At 68.9% G+C, this 20,805-nt stretch carries 17 protein-coding genes; 11 read left to right on the top strand and 6 right to left on the bottom strand.

Features of this window, described 5'->3' with window-relative positions; genetic code table 11:
- The 5 genes from sucB to GD1_RS00025 all read left to right on the top strand — a co-directional run.
- Positions 1-1,415 (top strand): 2-oxoglutarate dehydrogenase, E2 component, dihydrolipoamide succinyltransferase (sucB, locus tag GD1_RS00005; RefSeq protein WP_059034835.1); only part of this gene is annotated, 1,415 nt, incomplete at its 5' end.
- Between the two features lie 6 nt (positions 1,416-1,421).
- Positions 1,422-2,309, top strand: coding sequence for a TIGR01777 family oxidoreductase (locus tag GD1_RS00010; RefSeq protein WP_059034837.1), 888 nt, complete (start codon positions 1,422-1,424; stop codon positions 2,307-2,309).
- Positions 2,299-3,138, top strand: coding sequence for a lipoyl(octanoyl) transferase LipB (gene lipB, locus GD1_RS00015; protein WP_083533752.1), 840 nt, complete (start codon positions 2,299-2,301; stop codon positions 3,136-3,138). Before GD1_RS00010 ends, lipB begins: the two co-directional genes overlap by 11 nt.
- Positions 3,135-4,181, top strand: a complete 1,047-nt coding sequence (gene lipA / locus GD1_RS00020) for a lipoyl synthase (RefSeq protein ID WP_244882436.1) — start codon at positions 3,135-3,137, stop codon at positions 4,179-4,181. Before lipB ends, lipA begins: the two co-directional genes overlap by 4 nt.
- A 122-nt stretch (positions 4,182-4,303) precedes the next feature.
- Entirely contained in the window at positions 4,304-5,044 is a 741-nt protein-coding gene (locus tag GD1_RS00025) for a DUF4191 domain-containing protein (protein WP_053777515.1), read from the top strand.
- A gap of 200 nt (positions 5,045-5,244) precedes the next feature.
- Here GD1_RS00025 and GD1_RS00030 read toward each other — a convergent pair whose 3' ends face one another.
- Positions 5,245-5,742: an RDD family protein gene (locus tag GD1_RS00030; protein WP_053777516.1), complete on the bottom strand. Its 498-nt coding sequence runs from the start codon at positions 5,740-5,742 to the stop codon at positions 5,245-5,247.
- A 391-nt stretch (positions 5,743-6,133) separates the two neighbouring features.
- Here GD1_RS00030 and glnA (GD1_RS00035) point away from each other — a divergent pair, with 391 nt between their 5' ends.
- Both glnA (GD1_RS00035) and GD1_RS24570 read left to right on the top strand, forming a co-directional pair.
- Complete coding sequence (gene glnA / locus GD1_RS00035; protein WP_020793444.1) at positions 6,134-7,567, top strand: type I glutamate--ammonia ligase; 1,434 nt, start codon at positions 6,134-6,136, stop codon at positions 7,565-7,567.
- 224 nt (positions 7,568-7,791) lie between these two features.
- Positions 7,792-7,980, top strand: coding sequence for a hypothetical protein (locus GD1_RS24570; protein ID WP_152972772.1), 189 nt, complete (start codon positions 7,792-7,794; stop codon positions 7,978-7,980).
- Positions 7,981-7,983: 3 nt separating this feature from the next.
- Here the strand turns inward: GD1_RS24570 and GD1_RS00040 are convergent, their stop codons facing one another.
- Positions 7,984-9,576 carry an MFS transporter gene (locus GD1_RS00040; protein ID WP_059034839.1) on the bottom strand — a complete coding sequence of 531 codons (1,593 nt, stop codon included), beginning with the start codon at positions 9,574-9,576 and terminating at the stop codon, positions 7,984-7,986.
- A gap of 99 nt (positions 9,577-9,675) precedes the next feature.
- Between GD1_RS00040 and GD1_RS00045 the strand changes: the two genes are divergently transcribed.
- The gene (locus GD1_RS00045; protein WP_059034841.1) at positions 9,676-10,482 is read left to right on the top strand and encodes a TetR/AcrR family transcriptional regulator; all 807 of its coding nucleotides are present in this window, start codon (positions 9,676-9,678) and stop codon (positions 10,480-10,482) included.
- A 44-nt stretch (positions 10,483-10,526) separates the two neighbouring features.
- Here the strand turns inward: GD1_RS00045 and GD1_RS00050 are convergent, their stop codons facing one another.
- From GD1_RS00050 to glnA (GD1_RS00065), 4 genes are all read right to left on the bottom strand, one after another.
- On the bottom strand, positions 10,527-11,162 hold the full coding sequence (locus GD1_RS00050) for a biliverdin-producing heme oxygenase (RefSeq protein ID WP_059034843.1): 636 nt from the start codon (positions 11,160-11,162) through the stop codon (positions 10,527-10,529).
- 147 nt (positions 11,163-11,309) lie between these two features.
- Entirely contained in the window at positions 11,310-12,251 is a 942-nt protein-coding gene (locus GD1_RS00055; RefSeq protein WP_059034844.1) for an endonuclease/exonuclease/phosphatase family protein, read from the bottom strand.
- Between the two features lies 1 nt (position 12,252).
- Positions 12,253-15,261 carry a bifunctional [glutamine synthetase] adenylyltransferase/[glutamine synthetase]-adenylyl-L-tyrosine phosphorylase gene (locus GD1_RS00060; protein WP_053777519.1) on the bottom strand — a complete coding sequence of 1,003 codons (3,009 nt, stop codon included), beginning with the start codon at positions 15,259-15,261 and terminating at the stop codon, positions 12,253-12,255.
- Between the two features lie 133 nt (positions 15,262-15,394).
- The gene (gene glnA, locus GD1_RS00065) at positions 15,395-16,735 is read right to left on the bottom strand and encodes a type I glutamate--ammonia ligase (protein ID WP_059034853.1); all 1,341 of its coding nucleotides are present in this window, start codon (positions 16,733-16,735) and stop codon (positions 15,395-15,397) included.
- A 332-nt stretch (positions 16,736-17,067) separates the two neighbouring features.
- Here glnA (GD1_RS00065) and panB point away from each other — a divergent pair, with 332 nt between their 5' ends.
- The 3 genes from panB (at position 17,068) to GD1_RS00080 (ending at position 20,546) form a co-directional block, all read left to right on the top strand.
- Positions 17,068-17,928 carry a 3-methyl-2-oxobutanoate hydroxymethyltransferase gene (gene panB, locus GD1_RS00070; protein WP_053777520.1) on the top strand — a complete coding sequence of 287 codons (861 nt, stop codon included), beginning with the start codon at positions 17,068-17,070 and terminating at the stop codon, positions 17,926-17,928.
- A 68-nt stretch (positions 17,929-17,996) separates the two neighbouring features.
- Positions 17,997-18,965 carry a prolyl aminopeptidase gene (gene pip / locus GD1_RS00075; RefSeq protein WP_059034846.1) on the top strand — a complete coding sequence of 323 codons (969 nt, stop codon included), beginning with the start codon at positions 17,997-17,999 and terminating at the stop codon, positions 18,963-18,965.
- A gap of 84 nt (positions 18,966-19,049) precedes the next feature.
- Positions 19,050-20,546: a CYTH and CHAD domain-containing protein gene (locus GD1_RS00080; RefSeq protein WP_059034848.1), complete on the top strand. Its 1,497-nt coding sequence runs from the start codon at positions 19,050-19,052 to the stop codon at positions 20,544-20,546.
- Positions 20,547-20,805 lie beyond the last annotated feature (259 nt).

Below are 20,805 nucleotides of genomic sequence, written 5' to 3' on the forward strand. Positions count from 1 at the left end.
CCCCGGCCGCAGCCGCGCCCGCCGCAGAGGCACCCGCCGCAGCACCGGCCGGCGCCGGTACCGATGTCCTGATGCCCGAACTCGGCGAGTCGGTCACCGAGGGCACCGTCACCACCTGGCTCAAGGCCGTCGGCGACACCGTCGCCGAGGACGAGCCGCTGGTCGAGGTCTCCACCGACAAGGTCGACACCGAGATCCCGTCCCCGATCGCCGGCACCCTGCTCGAGATCGTCGCCCAGGAGGACGACGTCGTCGAGGTCGGCGGCCGTCTGGCCGTCATCGGTGACGCCTCCGCGGTCTCCGCCCCGGCACCCGCCGCACCGGCTCCCACCCCCGAGCCCACCCCGGCACCCGAGCCCGTCGCGGCTGCACCGGCACCCGAGCCCACCCCGGCTCCGGCCGCCCCCGCAGCACCGGCACCGGCGGCATCCACCCCCGCAGCCGAGCCCACCGACCTGCAGTCCACCCCGTACGTCACCCCGCTGGTGCGCAAGCTGGCCGCCGAGAACGACATCGATCTCGCGAGCCTGAAGGGCACCGGTGTCGGCGGTCGTATCCGTAAGCAGGACGTGCTCGCCGCCGCCGAGGCCAAGAAGGCCCCGGCCGCCGCTCCGGCCGCTCCCGCTGCTGCTGCGGCCACCCCGGCTGCCGCCGCGTCGACGGCCTCCGAGGTCAAGCCCGAGCTCGCCGCACTGGTCGGGACCACCCAGAAGATCAACCGGATCCGTCAGATCACCGCGAAGAAGACCCGCGAGTCGCTGCAGACGTCGGCGCAGCTCACCCAGGTGTTCGAGGTCGACATGACCAAGATCGTCCACCTGCGCAAGGCGGCGAAGGAGTCGTTCCGGGCGGCCGAGGGCGTCAACCTGACCTTCCTGCCGTTCATCGCCAAGGCCGTCGTCGAGGCGCTCAAGGCGCACCCGAACGTCAACGCCTCGATCGACGAGGACCGCAGGGAGATCACCTACTACGAGAAGGTGCATCTGGGCATCGCCGTGGACACCGAGCAGGGCCTGCTCTCGCCGGTGATCCACAACGCCGACGACCTGTCGATCGCCGGGCTCGCCCGCGCCATCGCCGACATCGCCGCGCGTGCCCGCAGCAACGGCCTCAAGCCCGACGAGCTGGCCGGCGGCACCTTCACCATCACCAACATCGGCAGCCAGGGCGCCCTGTTCGACACCCCGATCCTGGTGCCGCCGCAGGCCGCCATGCTGGGTACCGGCGCGATCGTCAAGCGTCCGGTCGTCATCACCGACGAGGAGGGTGACGAGTCGATCGCCGTGCGGTCGATGTCGTACCTGCCGCTCACCTACGATCACCGCCTGATCGACGGTGCCGACGCGGGCCGCTTCCTGACCACCGTCAAGAAGCGCCTGGAGGCGGGTGCATTCGCCGCCGAGCTCGGCCTGTAGGACACGATGCAGGTAGCCATCGCCGGTTCATCGGGGCTGATCGGTTCGGCCCTGGTGACCGCGTTGGAATCCGCGGGACACTCCGTTCGCCGCCTGGTGCGGCGTGAGGTCTCCGGACCCGGCGAGTACAGCTGGGATCCGGAGACCTTCGGGGTGCCCGACGACGCGCTCGACGGCGTCGACGCCGTGGTCTCCCTGGGTGGCGTCGGGGTGGGCGATCAGCGCTGGACCGGGCGGTTCAAGCAGGAACTGCGCGACTCCCGGATCACCCCGACCACGGTGCTCGCCGAGGCCGTCCGCGACGCCGGGGTCCCCACCCTGATCAGCGCCAGCGCCACCGGTTTCTACGGCGACACCGGTCCCCGCGTGGCCACCGAGACCGACGGTCCCGGTGCCGGATTCCTGGCCGACCTCACCTGCGACTGGGAGGCCGCCGCCACCGACGACGCCGGCCCCGACACCCGGGTGGTGCTGTTGCGCACCGCCCCGGTGATCGCCCCGCACGGCGGCCTGCTCGGCCGGCTGCGGCCACTGTTCCGGCTCGGACTCGGCGGGTCGATCGGCAACGGCCGCCAGTACTTCTCGTGGATCTCGCTGGTCGACGAGGTCCGCGCGATCGAGTTCCTGCTCGACTCCACGATCGCCGGCCCGGTGAACCTGTGCACCCCGGCCGCGATCCACTTCGCCACGTTCGTCGACGCGCTCGGCCGGTCGCTGCACCGCCCGACCCTGCTCGGTGTGCCGCGGTTCGCGGCCCGCGCGGTCGGCGGCGACATGATCGAGGAAATGGTTTTGTTCTCCCAACGCGTTGCACCCGGTGTGCTCACCGACAACGGCTTCACCTTCACCCACCCCACCATCGCCGAGGCATTGGAGTACGCCAATGCCCGCTGACACCGTCACCGATCACACCGCGATCGCGGCGTCGTCGCTGCGTCGGTCGGCGGAACCGATCGAGAACCGGCGTCTGGGGGTGGTCGACTATCGCGACACCTATGACCTGCAGCACCGGCTGGCCGGTGAGCGCGCCGACGGCACCCTCGACCACGACGTGCTGCTGCTGCTCGAGCACCCGTCGGTCTACACCGCGGGCAAGCGCACCGAGGACGCCGACCGCCCCACCAACGGCGCCGAGGTGATCGACGTCGACCGTGGCGGCCGGATCACCTGGCACGGCCCCGGGCAGCTCGTCGGCTATCCGATCGTGGCGCTGGCCGAACCCCTGGACGTGGTCGAGTACGTCCGGCGGATCGAGGGCGCGCTGATCGCGGTATGTGCCGCACACGGTGTCACCACGACCCGCGTCGAGGGTCGCTCCGGGGTGTGGGTCGTCGACGAGCCCGGCACCGTCCATCCGTCCGGGCAGGCCGAACGCAAGCTCGGACAGATCGGAATCCGCGTGGCCCGTGGGGTCACCCTGCACGGATTCGCCCTCAACGTGAACCCCGACATGTCGGCGTTCGAGGCGATCGTGCCCTGCGGGATCGCCGACGCCGGGGTGACCTCGCTGAGCCGTGAGGCCGGTGTCGAGCTGAACATCGACGACGTCCTCGACGAGGTGGCCGCCGCCGTCGCCGCCGCCCTCGACCACCCCACCGGAACGGACCACCCCACCGGAACGGACCAGCCCACCGGTACGGACCAGCCCGCCGCACCGGACCATCAGACCGCATTCGACCAGCCCGGGACCTCCACCGTTCCGGGCGTAGCATCGGAGCAGTGACCGTGTCACCCGAAACCCGCACCACCGATACCCCCACCACCGCCCCCGACGGACGCAAACTGCTCCGTCTGGAGGTGCGCAACGCGCAGACACCGATCGAACGCAAGCCCAACTGGATCAAGACCCGCGCCACGATGGGCCCCGAGTACACCGAACTCAAGGGCCTGGTGAAGCGCGAGGGCCTGCACACGGTGTGCGAGGAGGCCGGCTGCCCCAACATCTACGAGTGCTGGGAAGACCGCGAGGCCACCTTCCTGATCGGTGGCGAGCAGTGCACCCGACGCTGCGACTTCTGCCAGATCGACACCGGTAAGCCCGCCGAACTCGACCGCGACGAACCCCGTCGTGTCGCCGAGAGCGTGCAGGCGATGGGTCTGCGGTACTCGACGATCACCGGCGTGGCCCGCGACGACCTGCCCGACGAGGGCGCCTGGCTCTACGCCGAGACCGTCCGCGCCATCCACCGGCTCAACCCCGGTACCGGTGTGGAGAATCTCATCCCGGACTTCCACGCCAAGCCCGACCTGCTGGCCGAGGTGTTCGACGCCCGGCCGGAGGTGCTCGCGCACAACCTGGAGACCGTGCCGCGCATCTTCAAGCGCATCCGGCCGGCGTTCCGGTACGAGCGGTCCCTCGACGTGCTGACCCAGGCCCGTGACTTCGGTCTGGTCACCAAGTCGAACCTGATCCTCGGCATGGGCGAGACGCCGGAGGAGGTGCAGTCGTCGATCGTCGACCTGCACGAGGCCGGGTGCGACATCCTCACCATCACCCAGTACCTGCGTCCGTCGCCGCGGCACCATCCGGTGGAGCGTTGGGTCAAGCCCGAGGAGTTCGTCGAGCACTCCGAGTTCGCCCAGGAGATCGGTTTCGCCGGGGTGATGGCCGGACCGCTGGTCCGCTCGTCCTACCGTGCCGGCCGTCTCTACGCCCAGGCGATGGCCCATCACGGCCGTGAGATCGCCCCGGCACTGGCCCACCTCGCCGACGAGGGCTCGGCCAGCCAGGAGGCGTCGAGCCTGCTCGCCCGCCTGGCGCGCTGACCCCGACCCGCATCGAGCGGGGTGTCCCCGACCAGGCGCCGGCTCCCAGTGGGCCACCGACTTCGGCGCCCGGTCTGCCCACGATTTCGGGCAGGCCGGGCGCCGCACGTATTCTAGGAACCATGGCAAAGGCGCAGGCGAGCAAAGAGGCCAAGCAGGCCGCGAAACAGGCCCGCAAGAAGGCTTCCAAGGAACGTCGCCAGCAACTCTGGCAGGCGTTCCAGATGCAGCGGAAAGAAGACAAACGTCTGATTCCGTACATGGTCGGCATCTTCGTGCTGATCGTGGCCGTGTTCGTGCTGCTCGGTGTGTTCATCGGGTCGATCTGGCTGTTCATCCCGATCGGTGTGGTCCTCGGCGTCCTGGCGGCGTTCATCCTGTTCGGCCGCCGCGTGCAGAAGAACGTCTACGCCAAGGCCGAGGGCCAGCCCGGTGCGGCCGGCTGGGCGTTGACCAACATGCGCGGCCAGTGGCGGGTACAGCAGGCGGTCAGCGGTAACGCCCACCTCGACGCCGTGCACCGCGTGATCGGCAAGCCCGGCATCATCCTGGTCGGCGAGGGTTCACCCGCCCGGGTCAAGACGCTGCTGTCGCAGGAGAAGAAGAAGGCGGCCCGCGTGGTCGGCGACACCCCGATCTACGAGATCATCGTCGGCGACGCCGACGGTCAGGTGCCGCTGTCGAAGCTCGAACGCCACCTCAACAAGCTGCCGTCGAACGTCGACCGCAAGCGGATGGAGACCCTCGAGGGCCGCCTGTCGGCGCTCGGCGGCCGTCAGCCGGGCCCGGGGATGCCCAAGGGCCCGATGCCGGCCGGCGCCAAGATGCGCAGCATGCAGCGCACCGCACGCCGCAAGAGCTGATCTGTTCCACACATACCGACCGGGCCCGTCTTCTCCACGAAGACGGGCCCGGTTCGTATGTGTGCTGTTGTGTGATGTGCCGTCGGTCTGCCGTGGCCGGTCGACCTCGCTCCGCCGGGCCGTCCGCTCGCCCGGCGCTGCGCCCCGGACGAGGGTGCGGGTTCATCCGTCCCCGCTCCCCTGTCCGGACGGGTGCGGGCTCAGCGGGTACGGATGATCGCGGTCTGGGTGGCGCGATCGTGCAGGGCGCGGCCGTTGTAGTCGTTCATCAGCGCGGGCACCAGGAAGACGATCAGCAGCTGCCGCATGAAGGCCCGGATGATGCCCACCGCCGCGACGGGTACGTCACCGGCGACCTCGGCGGCCATCCGCTCGGGGCCGTGGTCGACCCGGGCCACGCGCAGCCCCACCACGAACTGGCCGGGGGTGAAGCCGAACAGGCTGACGGTGAACACGCCGATGACGAACCAGGCGGCGAGTACGGCCAGACCCATGTTGGGTGAGCCGAAGCCGACGAAGATCATCGAGATGCCGCCGCCGATCAGCCAGTCGACGAGCAGGGCGACGGTGCGCGTCCACCCGCCCGCGAGCGAACCGGGCCCGATCTCCGGGAGACCCAGGTCTGCGCCCCGGTATTCGATATCGGGGTTGTGTCCGGATTGTGGACCCGACAGCCAGGAACCGGTCACCTTTCCCATCGGTACCGCCGTCCCGGGCCGTACCCGCTCGTGTCCGTCACCAAACTCATGCACTCCATGGTAAGGGTCCGCCGAACGGGGGCCGGCCGGGTCCGGATGCGCCCCTGACGTCGCCGGTCCCGGCACTTCTGCCGCGCTGTGGAGGCGGATGCGGAATAGTGGCATGCGGTGACGGCGTCGACGCACCGAGGCGGGCAGCATCCCGAGAGTGACGAAGATCTGGAGCTGTGTAACACAGGGGAAACACTGCCTTGACGCGCGGGCAACGTCACGTCCATACGGTTCAGACTGAGATCCGCTGGGGATTGCGCGGCGGGCCAGGAGAGTCAGGCCTCATACACCCGGGTGTGCGAGGCCGGGCCCCGATAACAGTTAAAGGAGTCACCGGACGGTGTACAGCAGCAAAGAGGAACTACTCGAAGGAATCAAGAAGGAGGGTGTCGAGTACGTCGACATCCGCTTCTGCGACCTGCCCGGCGTCATGCAGCACTTCTCGATCCCGGCGTCGGCATTCGACGAGTCGGTGTTCGAGGAAGGCCTGGCGTTCGACGGTTCGTCGGTGCGCGGCTTCCAGTCGATCGACGAGTCGGACATGATGCTGCTGCCCGACCCGGCGACCGCGCGGATCGATCCCTTCCGCAAGGCCAAGACGATGAACATCAGCTTCTTCGTCCACGACCCTTTCACCCGCGAGGCCTACAGCCGCGACCCGCGTAACGTCGCCCGCAAGGCCGAGGACTACCTGGCCTCGACCGGCATCGCCGACACCTGCTTCTTCGGTGCCGAGGCCGAGTTCTACATCTTCGACTCGGTGTCCTTCGACTCGCAGATGAACGGCACCTTCTACGAGATCGAGTCGGAGTCGGGCTGGTGGAACACCGGCTCCCCGACCGATCCGGACGGCAGCCCCAACCTGGGCTACAAGGTCCGCCCGAAGGGTGGCTACTTCCCGGTCGCGCCGTACGACCACTACGTCGACCTGCGCGACGAGATGTCGACCAACCTGACCAACGCGGGCTTCATCCTCGAGCGTGGACACCACGAGGTGGGCACCGGCGGCCAGGCCGAGATCAACTACAAGTTCAACACGCTGCTGCACGCGGCCGACGATGTGCTGCTGTTCAAGTACATCATCAAGAACACCGCGTACCAGAACGGCAAGACCGTCACCTTCATGCCGAAGCCGCTCTTCGGTGACAACGGCTCGGGTATGCACGCCCACCAGTCGCTGTGGAAGGACGGCAAGCCGCTGTTCCACGACGAGGCCGGCTACGCGGGCCTGTCGGACCTGGCGCGATACTACATCGGCGGCATCCTGCACCACGCACCGTCGCTGCTGGCGTTCACCAACCCGACCATCAACTCCTACAAGCGTCTGGTCCCCGGTTACGAGGCCCCGATCAACTTGGTCTACAGCCAGCGCAACCGGTCGGCCTGTGTGCGTATCCCGATCACCGGCAACAACCCGAAGGCCAAGCGCCTCGAGTTCCGTTGCCCGGACAGCTCGGGCAACCCGTACCTGGCGTTCGCGGCGATGATGATGGCCGGCCTGGACGGCATCAAGAACAAGATCGAGCCGCACGAGCCGGTCGACAAGGACCTCTACGAGCTCCCGCCGGAGGAGGCCAAGAACATCCCGCAGGCCCCCACCTCGCTGGCCGCGGTCATCGACCGCCTCGAGGAGGACCACGACTACCTGACCGCCGGTGGCGTGTTCACCGAGGACCTGATCGAGACCTGGATCGCGCTGAAGCGTGAGAACGAGATCGAGCCGGTCCAGATCCGTCCGCACCCGTACGAGTTCTCGCTCTACTACGACTGCTGACGATCCGCGGCGCACCGAGTCGCCGTGATCGACCAGGATCGGCCCACCGGATTTCCGGTGGGCCGATCTTTTTCGTTCGGTCTGCCACTTCTTGCGCTCCGCCGGATTCGATTCGCGAAATGGGGGTCGAATTGGGCTGCGAGTACTGTTAAGAGATTGTGAAAGGCGCCACGCGGGACCTTGTCCCCTCACCTACTCACAGGTCAGCACGTATTGTCCTTTTCATGTCCCCTCGTATGCTCTTTGTCGAAGACCTTGCCCCCGGCGACCGGATCAGCCTCGACGGATTCCACGGTGTGGTCCGTAAGCAGGTGCCGCACGGTGCCGATCAGCGCCTCGTCGAGTTCGTGCACAGCTCGGACAATCGCAACGAGATGATCTTGCAGTCCGGCTCCAAGGTCGAGGTTCTCTGATACTCAGGAATCGGCCCGAGAATCGATCTCGGGCATATTCCGGGCAGTATCCGACACCTTTTCCGAGTTCTGGATCAGCTGATCATTTTCTGCGCGATCCCGGTTCTCCCGCCCGGGTGCGGTATACGTCGCCCAGATCACCAGGATCGCCGTCGACATCAGGACCGCCGCACCGGTCCACGCCGCCGCCGTCATCCCGGTGACGAAGGCATGCCGGGCGGCATCGAGGACGTCGGCGGCCTCGGCGCCGGGCATCGAACCCGCCGAACCCGAACCCACCGAACCGACCGCTCCGGCCAGGCTGCGTCCTGCCTCGACCGGGCCCAGACCTGCCGGGAAGACCGTCCGGTAGACGACGTTGACCACGCTGCCGAGCACGGCGATCCCCAACGCCCCGCCGAGTTCGCTGGAGGTCTCCAGCAGCCCTGACGTGGCCCCGACCCGGTCCCTCGGCGCCACCCCGATGACGTGATCGGCGACCACCGACGTCGTCGCGACGATCCCGGCGGCCAGCATCCCGGACGCGACCAGGACCACCACCAGCGAGTGCTGTCCGGTGAGCCCGGCCAGTACCGCATATCCCGCCGCGCCGAACACCAGACCTGCGGCCATCACCGCCGGGCGCCCCCATCGGCCGGCCACGATCGCCGCCGCCGGTGCTGCGAGGGCCACCGCCACCGACGGCAACACGCTCCACAACGCGGCGACCAGCGGATCGAGACCGAGCACCGACTGCAGATACTGGGTGACCAGGATCGAGTTGCCCAGCAGGGCGAACATGCAGATCAGGTTGGTCCACACCGACACCGAGAACCGGCGGTCACCCAACAAGCCCAGGTCGACCAGCGGGTCGGCGAGGCGACGTTGACGCCAGACGAACACCACACCCACGACGATCCCGGCGAGCAACGCCGCCGATGCCCCCCAGGACCATCCGTCCGCGGCGAACTCCTTGATCGCATAGACCGTCGGCAGCACCGCACCGAGGGCGAGGACGGCGCTGAGCACATCCACCCGACGCGCCGGGTCGGCGGTGTCGCCCGGGAGCAGGATCGGGGCGACCACCAGCAGCGCGAGCATCACCGGGATGTTGATCAGGAAGACCGATCCCCACCAGAAGTGCTCGAGGAGGAGCCCGGAGATGATCGGGCCGAGCGCCACCCCGCCGGCGAGGACGGCATTCCAGGCCGCGACCGCCTTGGCCCGATCGGCGTCGTCGTCGAAGACATGCCGGATCAGGGCGAGGGTCGAGGGCATCAGTGTGGCGCCGGCGATCGCGAGGACGGCCCGCGAGAGGATGAGCATCTCTGCCGACGTCGACAGCGCCGCGAGCAACGATGCCGCGCCGAATCCTGCCGCACCCCACATCAGCAACCGGCGGTGACCGATCCGGTCGGCGAGCGAACCCATCGTCAGCAGGAGTCCGGCGAGGACGAATCCGTAGATGTCGAAGATCCAGAGTTGTTGCGCCGGTGACGGTTCGAGGTCTGCTGCGATGTAGGGAACCGCGAAGAACAACACCGAGACGTCCATCGAGACGATCAGCATCGGCAGACAGAGCACCGGAAGGGCCATCCAGGGGGATCGAGCGGTCATGACCACGCCCACTTTCTGTTTGTGTCATACACAGTTTATTCCGTAAGCGGATACTAGGACCTTTCTGTATATGGCACAAGCAGTCAGTACGATGTCGGCATGAGCTCGCCCGAAGGCAACGCCCCCACCCCGCCACTGCCGAAGTCGGTCGCGCTGCTGTGGGGACGCACCGACGACACCCCGCGGCGCGGACCCAAACCCACGCTGACCATCCACGACATCGCCGGCGCCGCGGTGGAGGTGGCCGATGCCGAGGGCTGGGAGGCGGTGTCGATGAAGGCGATCGCCGACCGCGTCGGGCTGACCGCGATGTCGCTGTACCGCTACGTCGACAGCAAGGACGACATCATCGACCTGCTCGTCGACGAGGCGCACGGTCGCGCCCCCGACGACCTGACGCGCACCGGCGACTGGCGTGCGCAGATCACCGACTGGGCGGCCGCCTACGCCACGCGGCTGCGGAAACGCCCCTGGCTCAGCGAGATCCCGATGACCCGGCCACCGGTGGGACCCAACACGCTCTCGTGGACCGAGGCGGGCGTGCGGGCCTTCACCGACACCGCACTGAGTGGGCAACAGAAGATGAGCGCCCTGCTGCTCGTGGACGGATTCGTCCGCCAGCACACCCGGCAGGCACTACAGATGGGTGAACTGCCGCGGCGGGCCGACGGCCACCTCGCCGACGACGCGAGCGGGGCGGCAGCAGATCCCGCGAGCGGACCCCACATCGACTACGACGCCGTGGTGGCGGGCCTGATCGACGCCGAGCACTACCCCGCGCTCAGTGCCGCGGTGTCGGCGATGGGTGCCGGCCCCGACGACGACTTCTACCGTGAGCAGCTGGATTTCGGGTTGCAGGTGATCCTGGACGGGCTCGCCGGATTGATCACCGCTGCGGCCAGATAACGGGCCGCCCGCGGGACCCGGACCGGTTGCGTGCGCTCGGTCGCTCAGGCGCCGGAGAGATCGCCGAACAGCGCCTGGTTGTGGCCGAAGGCGTCGACGGCCTCGGCCAGGAGACGCTCGACCGCGGCGTCATCGATCGGCAGCGCGTCGAGGCTGTCGCGGTAGGCGTCCTTGTATCGCTTGAGCTTGTCGATGTCGAAGTCGTAGAAGCTCAGAGCCTCACCGCCCACGCCGTAGTTCTGCCGCATCTTGTGCGCGACCACCTGACCACCGCTGAGGTCCCCGAGGTAGCGGGTGTAGTGGTGGGCGACGTAGCGCGCCGGGTCGTCGCGGGTGGCCTCGATGGCGTCGACATACCGGGAGACCGCGGGCAGCGGGGTCACCGCGTCGGCGTCGACGCCCAGGGCCGCGAGGTCGGCACGCAGCCGCGGGACACGGCGCAGGATCTCGTCGTGGACCGCGTCGACCACCGGGTCTCCGGCCAGCTCGTCACCGACCTCCTCGAGCGCCCGGTAGACGAAGTACAGCTGCCCGGTCAGTCGGGCATACGCCGCGACATCGAGCCGACCCGACAGGAGATCGCCGATGAACGGCGAGTGTTCGGCCTGTTCGTGCGCGACCGCGGTGGCCTCACGTAGTCGTGCAGAGACCGTGGTCGAGGGATCGGAAAGAGAAGTCATGGCGTCCCAGTGATACCACTTCGTCCGATCCGGGGGAAGGTTTGGCGACCCTGAGTGATGGTGTTCATAGGGACCGGCCCCTGCGCGGGCCGCTGTACGCGCCGTAAGTGGGTCCCGAGCGCAGTGGACATCGGAGCGCGGTGCTCGTCAGCCGGCCACCAGATCCGCCAGCACACCGCGATGATCCGACCCCGGGATCGTGAAGGTCCGGACCCCGGTCGCGACGAATCCCCGTATCACCACGTGGTCGATGGCGACCAACGGATAGCCGCCCCACCGGTCGGTCGGGTAGGTGGGCACCCAGGCCGATCCGGACTGCACGCCCGCGTCGGCGAATCCGTCGGTCAGCAACGCCCGGAACCGGGTGTGGTCCCAGGTGGCGTTGAAGTCGCCGGCGACGATCGCCGGTCCTTCGGGCAGCGCGCCCAGGTACTCGGCCAGGATCTGCATGTCGGTGTTCCACACGTTGGCATAGCCCTGCAGCGGCGCGCCCGGATGCACCGCGAGCACCCGCGTCTCCGGTGCGCCGGGCAGCGCGGTGGTGGCCGAGAGATTCGCCAGTGCCATGTTGGGGATACGGGAGGTGTCGGTGAGCGGCTGCCGGCTGCGCAGCATGGTTCCGGTCGCACCGTTCCCGGCGATCAGATACTCGTGCGGGAGTCGGGTGGCCAGTGCCGAGGCCCGGATACGGTCGGCGGCCGCGGGGGTGACCTCCTGGAGCGACACGAGATCGGCACCGCCGACGGCGTCGGCGACCGCGTCGACGTCGCCGTTGCCGACCATCAGATTGGCGGAGGCGACGGTGAACCGCTCCCCCGCCGGCGCGCTCTGGGCCACCCACATCGGACCCTGCGTGAAGCACAGCGCCGCGGCGGCGACCACGGTCAGCGACAGTGCGACCCAGCGTCGGGTCACGGCGAACACGATCAGCGCGACTGCGGCCGCGACCAGCGCGTAGGGCACCGCGGCGGTCGCATACAGGGCGACGGTCCCGCGGGAGGAGTGGTAGTGCAGCCACACCGCCACCACCGACACCGCGAGTAACACCCACCCCAGCGCGAGCACCACGAAGGTGAGGAATCCGCGCATGTCAGGCCCCGAAGACCTTCAGCACCACATTCTTCGCCCGGCGCGTCACCCGCAGATAGTGCTCCAGGAACTCCGCCGCCTGATCTTCCGGCCAGCCGGCGGCAAAGGCGATCTGCCGCAACTGTTTTCCGGGTCCGGGCAGCTGATCGACGGGCTTGCCCCGCACCAGCACCAGCGCGTTGCGCGCCTTGGTGGCGGTGAGCCACGCGTCCTTCAGCGTGGCCACGTCGTTCTCGCCGAGCAGTTCCGCCGCACCGATCGCGTCGAGCGTCTCCACGGTCGAGGTGTTGTGCAGCGACCGGAACCGGTGCGCATTGCGCAGCTGGATCAGCTGGACGGTCCACTCGACGTCGGCGAGGCCGCCACGGCCCAGTTTGGTGTGGGTGGCCGGGTCGGCGCCGCGCGGGAGCCGCTCGGCGTCGACCCGGGCCTTGATCCGGCGGATCTCCCGCACCGCGGCCGACGAGACCCCGCCCGCCGGGTAGCGGATCGAGTCGATCATGTGCAGGAAGTCGATGCCCAGGTCGTCGTCGCCGGCCACCTGATGGGCCCGCAGCAATGCCTGTACCTCCCACGGCTGCGCCCACTGCTGGTAGTAGGACGCGTAGGCGGCCAGGGTCCGCACCACCGGGCCGTTGCGGCCCTCCGGGCGCAGACCGGTGTCGACCACCAGCGGCGGGTCCTCGCTGGGCGAGCCGAGCATGGACCGCACCGACTCGGCGATGGTCTGCGACCACTTGACCGCATCGGTCTCGTCCACCCCCGGTTTGGGCTGGCAGACGAACAAGACGTCGGCGTCGGAGCCGTAGCCGAGCTCCAGCCCGCCCAGACGCCCCATGCCGATCACCGCGATCCGGGCCGGCGCCGCGCTGCCACGCTCGGTCTCGGAGATCTTGATCGCCACTGTCAGCGAGGCGTTGAGCACTGCCGCCCACACATTCGACAGCGCCCGGCACACCGTGGACACGTCCATCATGCCGAGCACGTCGGCCGAGGCGATCCGGGCCAGCTCGGCGCGCCGGTGGGAACGCGCCGCGGCCACCGCACGACGCAGATCGGTCTGGCGCACGGTGGAGGCGATCAGTCCCTTGGCGAAGTCGTCGGTATCCACCTCGCACAGCTTGGGACCGTTGGCGCCGTCGGAGTAGAGGTGGATCACCTCCGGCGACCGCATCAACAGGTTGGCGATGAACTCCGAGGTGCCCAGCACCTTCATCAGCCGTTCGGCCACCACACCGTCGTCACGCAGCAGACGCAGGAACCAGTCGACGTCGAGGCTCTCGCAGAGGCGACGGTAGTTGAGCAGGCCGGCGTCGGGGTCGGGGGTGTCGCCGATGTGCTCGAGCAACTGCGGCAGGATCAGCAGCTGGACCTGCCCGCGCCGTCCCGGCGCCGACGCCAGGGCCCGGATGTGGCTCAGCGCGCGGTCGGGCATGGCGTAGCCCAACGCCGACAGCCGCCGCTCGGCGGACTTGTCGGTGAGGGTGAGTTCGTCGGTGTTGAAGCGGGTCGCCGCCTCCAGCAGCGGCCGGTAGAACAGCTTCTGGTGCAGCTTGCGCACCCGCAACGACTGGTGCCGGATCTGCCGGCGCAGCACCCCGGTGGCATCGAGGTCGCCCTCACGCCGGATGTGGGCGGCACGCGCCAGCCACCGCATGCCCTCGTCGTCGTCGAACTTGGGCAACAGATGCGTCCGCGACAGCCGTTGCAGTTGTAGACGGTGTTCGAGCAGCCGCAGGAACTGGTACGAGGCACTCAGGTTGGCGCCGTCGTCCCGGCCGACGTATCCGCCCGCGGTGAGTGCGGCCAGCGCGTCGACGGTGGCCCGCACGCGCAGGGACTCGTCGACGCGGCCGTGCACCATCTGCAGCAGCTGGACGGCGAACTCGACGTCGCGGAGGCTGCCGGAACCGAGTTTGAGGTTGCGCTCACGCTCGCCGTCGGGCAGGAGTTCCTCGACACGACGGCGCATCGCCTGCACCTCGTGGACGAAGTCCTCACGCTCGGCGGCCCGCCACACCATCGGGTTGATCGCCTCGTGGTAGGCCTCGGCCAGGGCCATGTCACCGGTCATCGGGCGGGCCTTGAGCTGCGCCTGGAACTCCCAGGTCTTGGCCCACCGGTTGTAGTAGGCCAGGTGGGCGTCCAGGGTGCGGGTCAGCGCCCCGGCCTTGCCCTCGGGGCGCAGCGCGGCGTCGACCTCGAAGAACGCCAGGGTGCCCACCCGCATCATCTCGCCGGCGATGCGTGCGGAGGTGCCGTCGGCGGGTTCGGCGACGAACACCACGTCGACGTCGGACACGTAGTTGAGTTCGCGGGCACCGCATTTGCCCATCGCGATCACGGCCAGCCGACCCGGGATCGGGTTGTCGGCGCACACCTCGCGGAAGGCCACCGCCAGTGCGGTGGTCAAGGCGGCGTCGGCGAGGTCGGCGAGATAGGCGCCGACCTCCGGGAACCACATCACTTGCTCGTCCTCGACGGTCGAGGCGACGTCGTGGGCGGCGAGCTGCAGGACCAGGTTGCGGTAGGCATCGCGCATCGCGACCACGGCCTTGGGTCCGCTGAACGCGGCGCGATAGATCTTGTTGCCCTGCTCCACCTCGCCGGGTTCGGCGACCGCACCGACCGAGGCGAGCATGTGCTCGTTGATCTCGGCGACGTCGGGCAGGGTGTCGCGGGTCAGCAGCCGCCAGCAGCCGACCCCGGCGGTCAGGTGGTCACCGAGGGTGTCCGACGACCCGATCACGCCGAACAGACGTCCGCGGAAGCCGGTGTCGGTACGCAGCAGGGCGTCGATCTCCGACCAGTCGTCACCGACGGCCCCACGCAACCGCATGAGGGTACGCAGGGCCAGGTCGGCGTCCGGGGCACGCGAGAGCGCCCAGAGCAGCCCGACCGACCCCTCGTCGTCCCAGCCGAGTTCTGCGAGGTTCTCCGGCGCCGACGAGTCGAGGAACCCGAGCCGTCCCGCACTGGGCACGCCACCACGGCCATAGAGCGAAGTCACGTAACGAAAATAGCGACTCGCCCGGACATGCGGGTGGGCGGTCCGCGTTTTGCGACGCAGAACCCGCCGTCGGCGCCCGGCCGGAGACCTCCACGGGTCTCCTCGGTGCGCCGACGGCGGGTTCGCGGGACGGCTACAGCGGCAGGTAGTTCTGCAGCTCGAACGGCGTGACCAGACTGCGGTAGTTGGTCCACTCCGTCCACTTGTTGCGCAGGAAGTAGTCGAAGACGTGCTCGCCGAGCGCCTCGGCCACCAGCTCCGAGTTCTCCATCGCGTGCAGGGCCTCGGCCAGGCTGCCGGGCAGTTCCTGGTAGCCCATCGCGCGACGCTCGGCCGGCGTGAGGGCCCAGACGTCGTCCTCGGCCTCCTCGGGCAGGTCGTAGTCCTCGGTGATGCCCTTGAGCCCGGCGGCCAGCAGCACCGCGAAGGTCAGGTACGGGTTGCAGGCCGAGTCCGGGCTGCGCACCTCGATCCGCCGCGACGACGCCTTGTTCGGGGTGTAGAGCGGCAGGCGGATGAGCGCCGACCGGTTGGCCCCACCCCAGGTGGCCGCGGTGGGTGCCTCGCCGCCGTGGATCAGGCGCTTGTAGCTGTTGACCCACTGGTTGGTGACGGCGCTGATCTCGGAGGCGTGGTGCAGGATGCCGGCGATGAACTTCTTGCCGGTCTCCGACAGCTGCATCGGGTCGTCGGGGTTGTGGAAGGCGTTGGTGTCACCCTCGAACAGGCTCATGTGGGTGTGCATGGCCGAGCCGGGGTGATCGCTGAACGGCTTGGGCATGAAGGTGGCCCACACGCCCTCGTTGATCGCCACTTCCTTGATCAGGTAGCGGAAGGTCATCACGTTGTCGGCCATCGACAGCGCGTCGGCGTAGCGCAGGTCGATCTCCTGCTGGCCGGGCGCACCCTCGTGATGGGAGAACTCCACCGAGATACCCATCGACTCGAGGGCGTCGATGGCGTGGCGCCGGAAGTTGGGGGCCGAGTCGTGTACGGCCTGGTCGAAGTAGCCGCCGGTGTCGGCGGGCACCGGGACGCTGCCGTCCAGCGGCGCCTCACGCAGCAGGAAGAACTCGATCTCGGGATGGACGTAGCAGCTGAAACCCATCTCGGCGGCCTTGTTGAGCTGTCGGCGCAGCACGTGGCGCGAGTCGGCCCAGCTCGGGGTGCCGTCGGGCATCGCGATGTCGCAGAACATGCGGGCCGAGTGATGGCGGCCGGCCGAGGTGGTCCACGGCAGCACCTGGAAGGACGACGGGTCGGGTTTGGCGACGGTGTCGGCCTCCGACACCCGGGAGAAGCCCTCGATGGCAGAGCCGTCGAAGCCGATACCCTCCGAGAACGCACCCTCCAGTTCGGCCGGAGCGATCGCCACTGACTTCAGATAACCCAGGACGTCGGTGAACCACAGGCGTACGAATCGGATGTCGCGCTCCTCGAGAGTCCGCAGCACGAATTCCTTTTGGCGATCCATGGTCGCCGACATTAGGGATTCCCTGTTAAATCCGTGTTACAGACACAATTCGAACTCGACACCCTGGGGTTTTTCGGAAGTGATCTCACCATATGGACTTCAAGTATCGGTTCATGAGACCCATCCCGGTGAGCGGTGCTCGCCGATCCTAACCACACCCCCAACCCCCGGCCCCCGGGGTGGCCGTCGCGCCGCCGCCCCGGCCGCCACGCCGGTGTGACCAAATGCACAGCTCGTGGCGCCGATCACGCCCGATCCCGGTGCCACAATGGGTGGCGTCCCACCCGCCCGGGTACCTGCGCCGCAGGACTCGAGGAAGAAAAGAGACAACGATGTCCGACGTTTCGATCTACGGCGCCTCGAACTCTGCCCCGGCCGGCGACTCCGCCGCCCCGCGCCGCCGTATCACCCGCGTGCACCACCTGGCCCAGATGAAGTCCGAGGGCGAGAAGTGGTCGATGCTCACCGCCTACGACTACTCCACCGCCCGGATCTTCGACGAGGCCGGCATCCCCGTCCTGCTGGTCGGCGACTCCGCCGCCAACGTCGTCCTCGGCTACGACACCACCATCCCGGTCTCCATCGACGAGCTGATCCCGCTGGCCCGTGCCGTGGTCCGCGGTGCCCCGCATGCCCTCGTCGTCGCCGACCTGCCGTTCGGCAGCTACGAGGCGAGCCCGCAGCAGGCCCTCGAGACCGCGGTGCGGTTCTTCAAGGAGACCGGCGCGCACGCGGTCAAGCTCGAGGGCGGCGAGCGCGTGGCCGATCAGATCGCGACGCTCACCGCCGCAGGCATCCCGGTGATGGCCCACATCGGCTTCACCCCGCAGAGCGTCAACGGCCTCGGCGGCTTCCGCGTGCAGGGCCGTGGCGACGGCGCCGACCAGCTGATCGCCGACGCCATCGCCGTCCAGGAGGCCGGCGCCTTCTCGGTCGTCATGGAGATGGTCCCGGCCGACATCGCCGGACAGGTCACCCGCAAACTCACCATCCCGACCATCGGCATCGGCGCGGGCAACGAGACCGACGCGCAGGTGCTGGTCTGGCAGGACATGGCCGGCATGACCCACGGCAAGACCGCCAAGTTCGTCAAGCGGTTCGCCGACGTGGGCGGCGAACTGCGCACCGCCGCAGCCCAATACGCCGACGAGGTACGCCGCGGCGCCTTCCCCGGCCCCGAGCACAGCTACTGACCCGACATCATCCGACGCCGCGCCGGCCTCCTCGGGGAGCGGCGCGGCGTCGCCTATTGTCTGCAGGTATGCGCGAGTTCTATCCGGAGATCGAGCCGTATGCCGACGGCCACCTGCCCACCACCGACGGCCACGAGATCTACTGGGAGACCTCGGGCAACCCCGAGGGCAAGCCGGTGGTGTTCGTGCACGGCGGTCCCGGCGGCGGCACCGCCGGCAACCAGCGCCGGTTCTTCGATCCCGCCCGCTATCGGATCGTGCTGTTCGATCAGCGCAACTGCGGCCGGTCACGCCCCCATGTCGCCGACGGCGCGGACCTGTCGACCAACACCACACCCCACCTGATCGCCGACATGGAGGCCCTGCGCGAGCACCTGGGCATCGAGTCCTGGCAGGTGTTCGGCGGGTCCTGGGGGTCGACGCTGGGCCTGGCCTACGCGCAGGCGCATCCCGACCGGGTCACCGAACTCGTGCTGCGCGGCATCTTCCTGCTGCGCCGTAGCGAGATCGACTGGTACTACAACGGCGGTGCGTCGCACATCTACCCGGATGTGTGGGAGAGCTACCTGGACCCGATCCCGGAGGCCGAACGCGACGGCGACCTCGTCGCCGCCTATCACCGGCTGCTCACCTCCGACGACCCGGCGGTGGCGCAGGCCGCGGCCCGGGCCTGGACCGGCTGGGAGCAGGCCACCAGCTATCTGCTGCCCAAGCCCGACGAGGCCGCGGCGGCCAAGGAGGACGCCGGCCCGCGTTTCGATCTGGCGTTCGCGGCCATCGAGAACCACTACTTCGTCAACCACGGGTTCCTCGAGGACGGTCAGCTGCTGCGCGACATCGATCGCATCGCCCACATCCCGGCCGTCATCGTGCAGGGCCGCTACGACGTCGTCTGCCCGATGCGCAGCGCCTGGGACCTGCATCGGGCGTGGCCGTCGGCGAGCCTGCACATCGTCGACGACGCCGGGCACGCGTCGTTCGAGCCCGGCATCGCCCACCACCTGATCGAGGCGACCGACGCGTTCGCCGATCGGTGAGCCGCCGACCTTCCGTGCCGCCGACCGGATCGACGCCGACCACATAGACTCGGACACGTACGTCGTTTTCCGACAGGAGGATCCGTGGCCGCAGCCGAGCAGGTCGAGGTGGAGCTCAAGTTCGATGTCGAGGCAGGTGCCACCGCACCGGACCTGAGGGTCCTGCCCGGTGTCGTCGCACAGCGAGGACCGCAGACCTACGCCCTCGACGCCACCTATCTGGACACCGAGAATCTCGATCTCGCAGGGAACAAGATCACCCTGCGACGCCGTACCGGCGGCACCGACAGTGGATGGCATCTGAAGCGCCCCACCGGGATTCCCGGTGCGCGCAAGGAGCTGCAGGTGACCTTCGACGAGGCCCCCGCCGCTGCCGGCGTGCCCGACGACCTGCTCACGCCGGTGCTCGCGCTCACCCGCAACCGGCCGCTCGTCCCGGTCGCGGTGATCTCCACCACGCGTACCGTCACCACGTTGCTCGGCGTCGACGACCTGCCGCTGGCCGAGTTCGCCGAGGACGCGGTGACCGCACAGTCGCTGCTGCCCGACGGCGAGGCCCGGCAGTGGTCGGAGTGGGAGTTCGAACTGCTCGAGGGCGGCACCCCGCGCCTGCTGAAGGCGGCCGCCAAGTTGCTGCGGGCGTCCGGCGGGAACGAGCCGTCGAGTGCGTCGAAACTCGCCCGCGCCATCGGCTCCACCCCCACCATCTCCGAACCGCGGATCGGGAAGCGGCCCACCGCACTGGAATTGGTGGTCACCGACCTCGCGATCCACCGGAACTCCTTGCTCGCCTACGACCCGGAGGTCCGCGTCGACGCCTACGACGCGGTCCATCAGATGCGGGTGGCCACGCGCCGCATCCGCAGCATCCTGTCGGGATTCCCGACCGTGCTCGATCGTGGGCGCACCGCACACATCGACCGCGAACTGCGCCTGCTGGCACGAATCCTCGGCGATGCGCGCGACTCCGAGGTGCAGATGGAGATCGACTCGGGGCTGCTGCAAGGGCAGTCGGCGTCGCCGGCGCTGATCGCCGCGCTCACCGGAACCGAGACCGCGATCCACGACCGTGCCCTGCGCGCCGCCCATGCCGCGATGGGCTCGGATCGGTACTTCCGGTTGCTCGACGACCTGGACGCCCTGATCGTCGACCCGCCCGTCGGCCCCGACGCCGACATCCCCGCGGTGGCCGCGGTCGACAAGGCGATCGCCAAGTCCCGCAAGCAGATCCGTAAGGCCCAAGCCGACCTCGCCGCACTCACCGAGGGGTCCGACGACTGGGAGGAACAACTCCACACCATCCGCAAACGCGCCAAGAAGCTGCGGTACGCGACGGATGCGGGCGAGCCGCTGCAGGTCAAGAAACACCGTCAGATCGCCTCGGTCGCCAAACGGATCCAGAGTGCCCTCGGCGACTACAACGACACCCGGATCAACCGGGCCCGGCTCGCCGAACTCGCCGCCGGAGACAACGGTCTGGCCAACTCCGACCTGTTCCTGCTCGGTCGGATCGATGCCCTGCAGGAGGCCGCGGGCGATCGCGCGATCGCCGCCTACCGCCGCGCCGCCAAGGATCTGTGACCTGCGTGCGTTGTCGGTGGCCGTGGTCGCCGACAACGCTGCGTCACCGGATTTCGACACGGGTCCTCGCCCTACCGGGCTCGGTCCCGGCTCAATCACCGTGGTAACCGCTGGTCAAGCCGGTCCCGGCCCGATCACCGAGGTACCCCCGCTGGTCAAGCCGGTCCCGGCTCAATCACCGAGGTACCCCCGCTGATTGAGCCTCCACCCCTGCCCGACCAACGACGAGCCCCCGCTGATTGAGCCTCCACCCCTGCCC

It is taken from the genome of Gordonia desulfuricans NBRC 100010 (assembly GCF_001485495.1).
In the GTDB taxonomy this organism is placed as follows: Bacteria; Actinomycetota; Actinomycetes; order Mycobacteriales; family Mycobacteriaceae; genus Gordonia; species Gordonia desulfuricans.

Excerpts from the sequence above, each read along its gene's own strand:
- GD1_RS00010 (WP_059034837.1), top strand. The coding sequence starts at position 1,422 with ATGCAGGTAGCCATCGCCGGTTCATCGGGGCTGATCGGTTCGGCCCTG.
- GD1_RS00030 (WP_053777516.1), bottom strand. The coding sequence starts at position 5,742 with ATGGGAAAGGTGACCGGTTCCTGGCTGTCGGGTCCACAATCCGGACAC.
- GD1_RS00050 (WP_059034843.1), bottom strand. The coding sequence starts at position 11,162 with ATGACTTCTCTTTCCGATCCCTCGACCACGGTCTCTGCACGACTACGT.
- panB (WP_053777520.1), top strand. The coding sequence starts at position 17,068 with ATGTCCGACGTTTCGATCTACGGCGCCTCGAACTCTGCCCCGGCCGGC.
- GD1_RS00045 (WP_059034841.1), top strand. The coding sequence starts at position 9,676 with ATGAGCTCGCCCGAAGGCAACGCCCCCACCCCGCCACTGCCGAAGTCG.
- lipB (WP_083533752.1), top strand. The coding sequence starts at position 2,299 with ATGCCCGCTGACACCGTCACCGATCACACCGCGATCGCGGCGTCGTCG.
- glnA (WP_059034853.1), bottom strand. The coding sequence starts at position 16,735 with ATGGATCGCCAAAAGGAATTCGTGCTGCGGACTCTCGAGGAGCGCGAC.
- pip (WP_059034846.1), top strand. The coding sequence starts at position 17,997 with ATGCGCGAGTTCTATCCGGAGATCGAGCCGTATGCCGACGGCCACCTG.
- GD1_RS00040 (WP_059034839.1), bottom strand. The coding sequence starts at position 9,576 with ATGACCGCTCGATCCCCCTGGATGGCCCTTCCGGTGCTCTGTCTGCCG.
- GD1_RS24570 (WP_152972772.1), top strand. The coding sequence starts at position 7,792 with ATGTCCCCTCGTATGCTCTTTGTCGAAGACCTTGCCCCCGGCGACCGG.
- GD1_RS00055 (WP_059034844.1), bottom strand. The coding sequence starts at position 12,251 with ATGCGCGGATTCCTCACCTTCGTGGTGCTCGCGCTGGGGTGGGTGTTA.
- GD1_RS00025 (WP_053777515.1), top strand. The coding sequence starts at position 4,304 with ATGGCAAAGGCGCAGGCGAGCAAAGAGGCCAAGCAGGCCGCGAAACAG.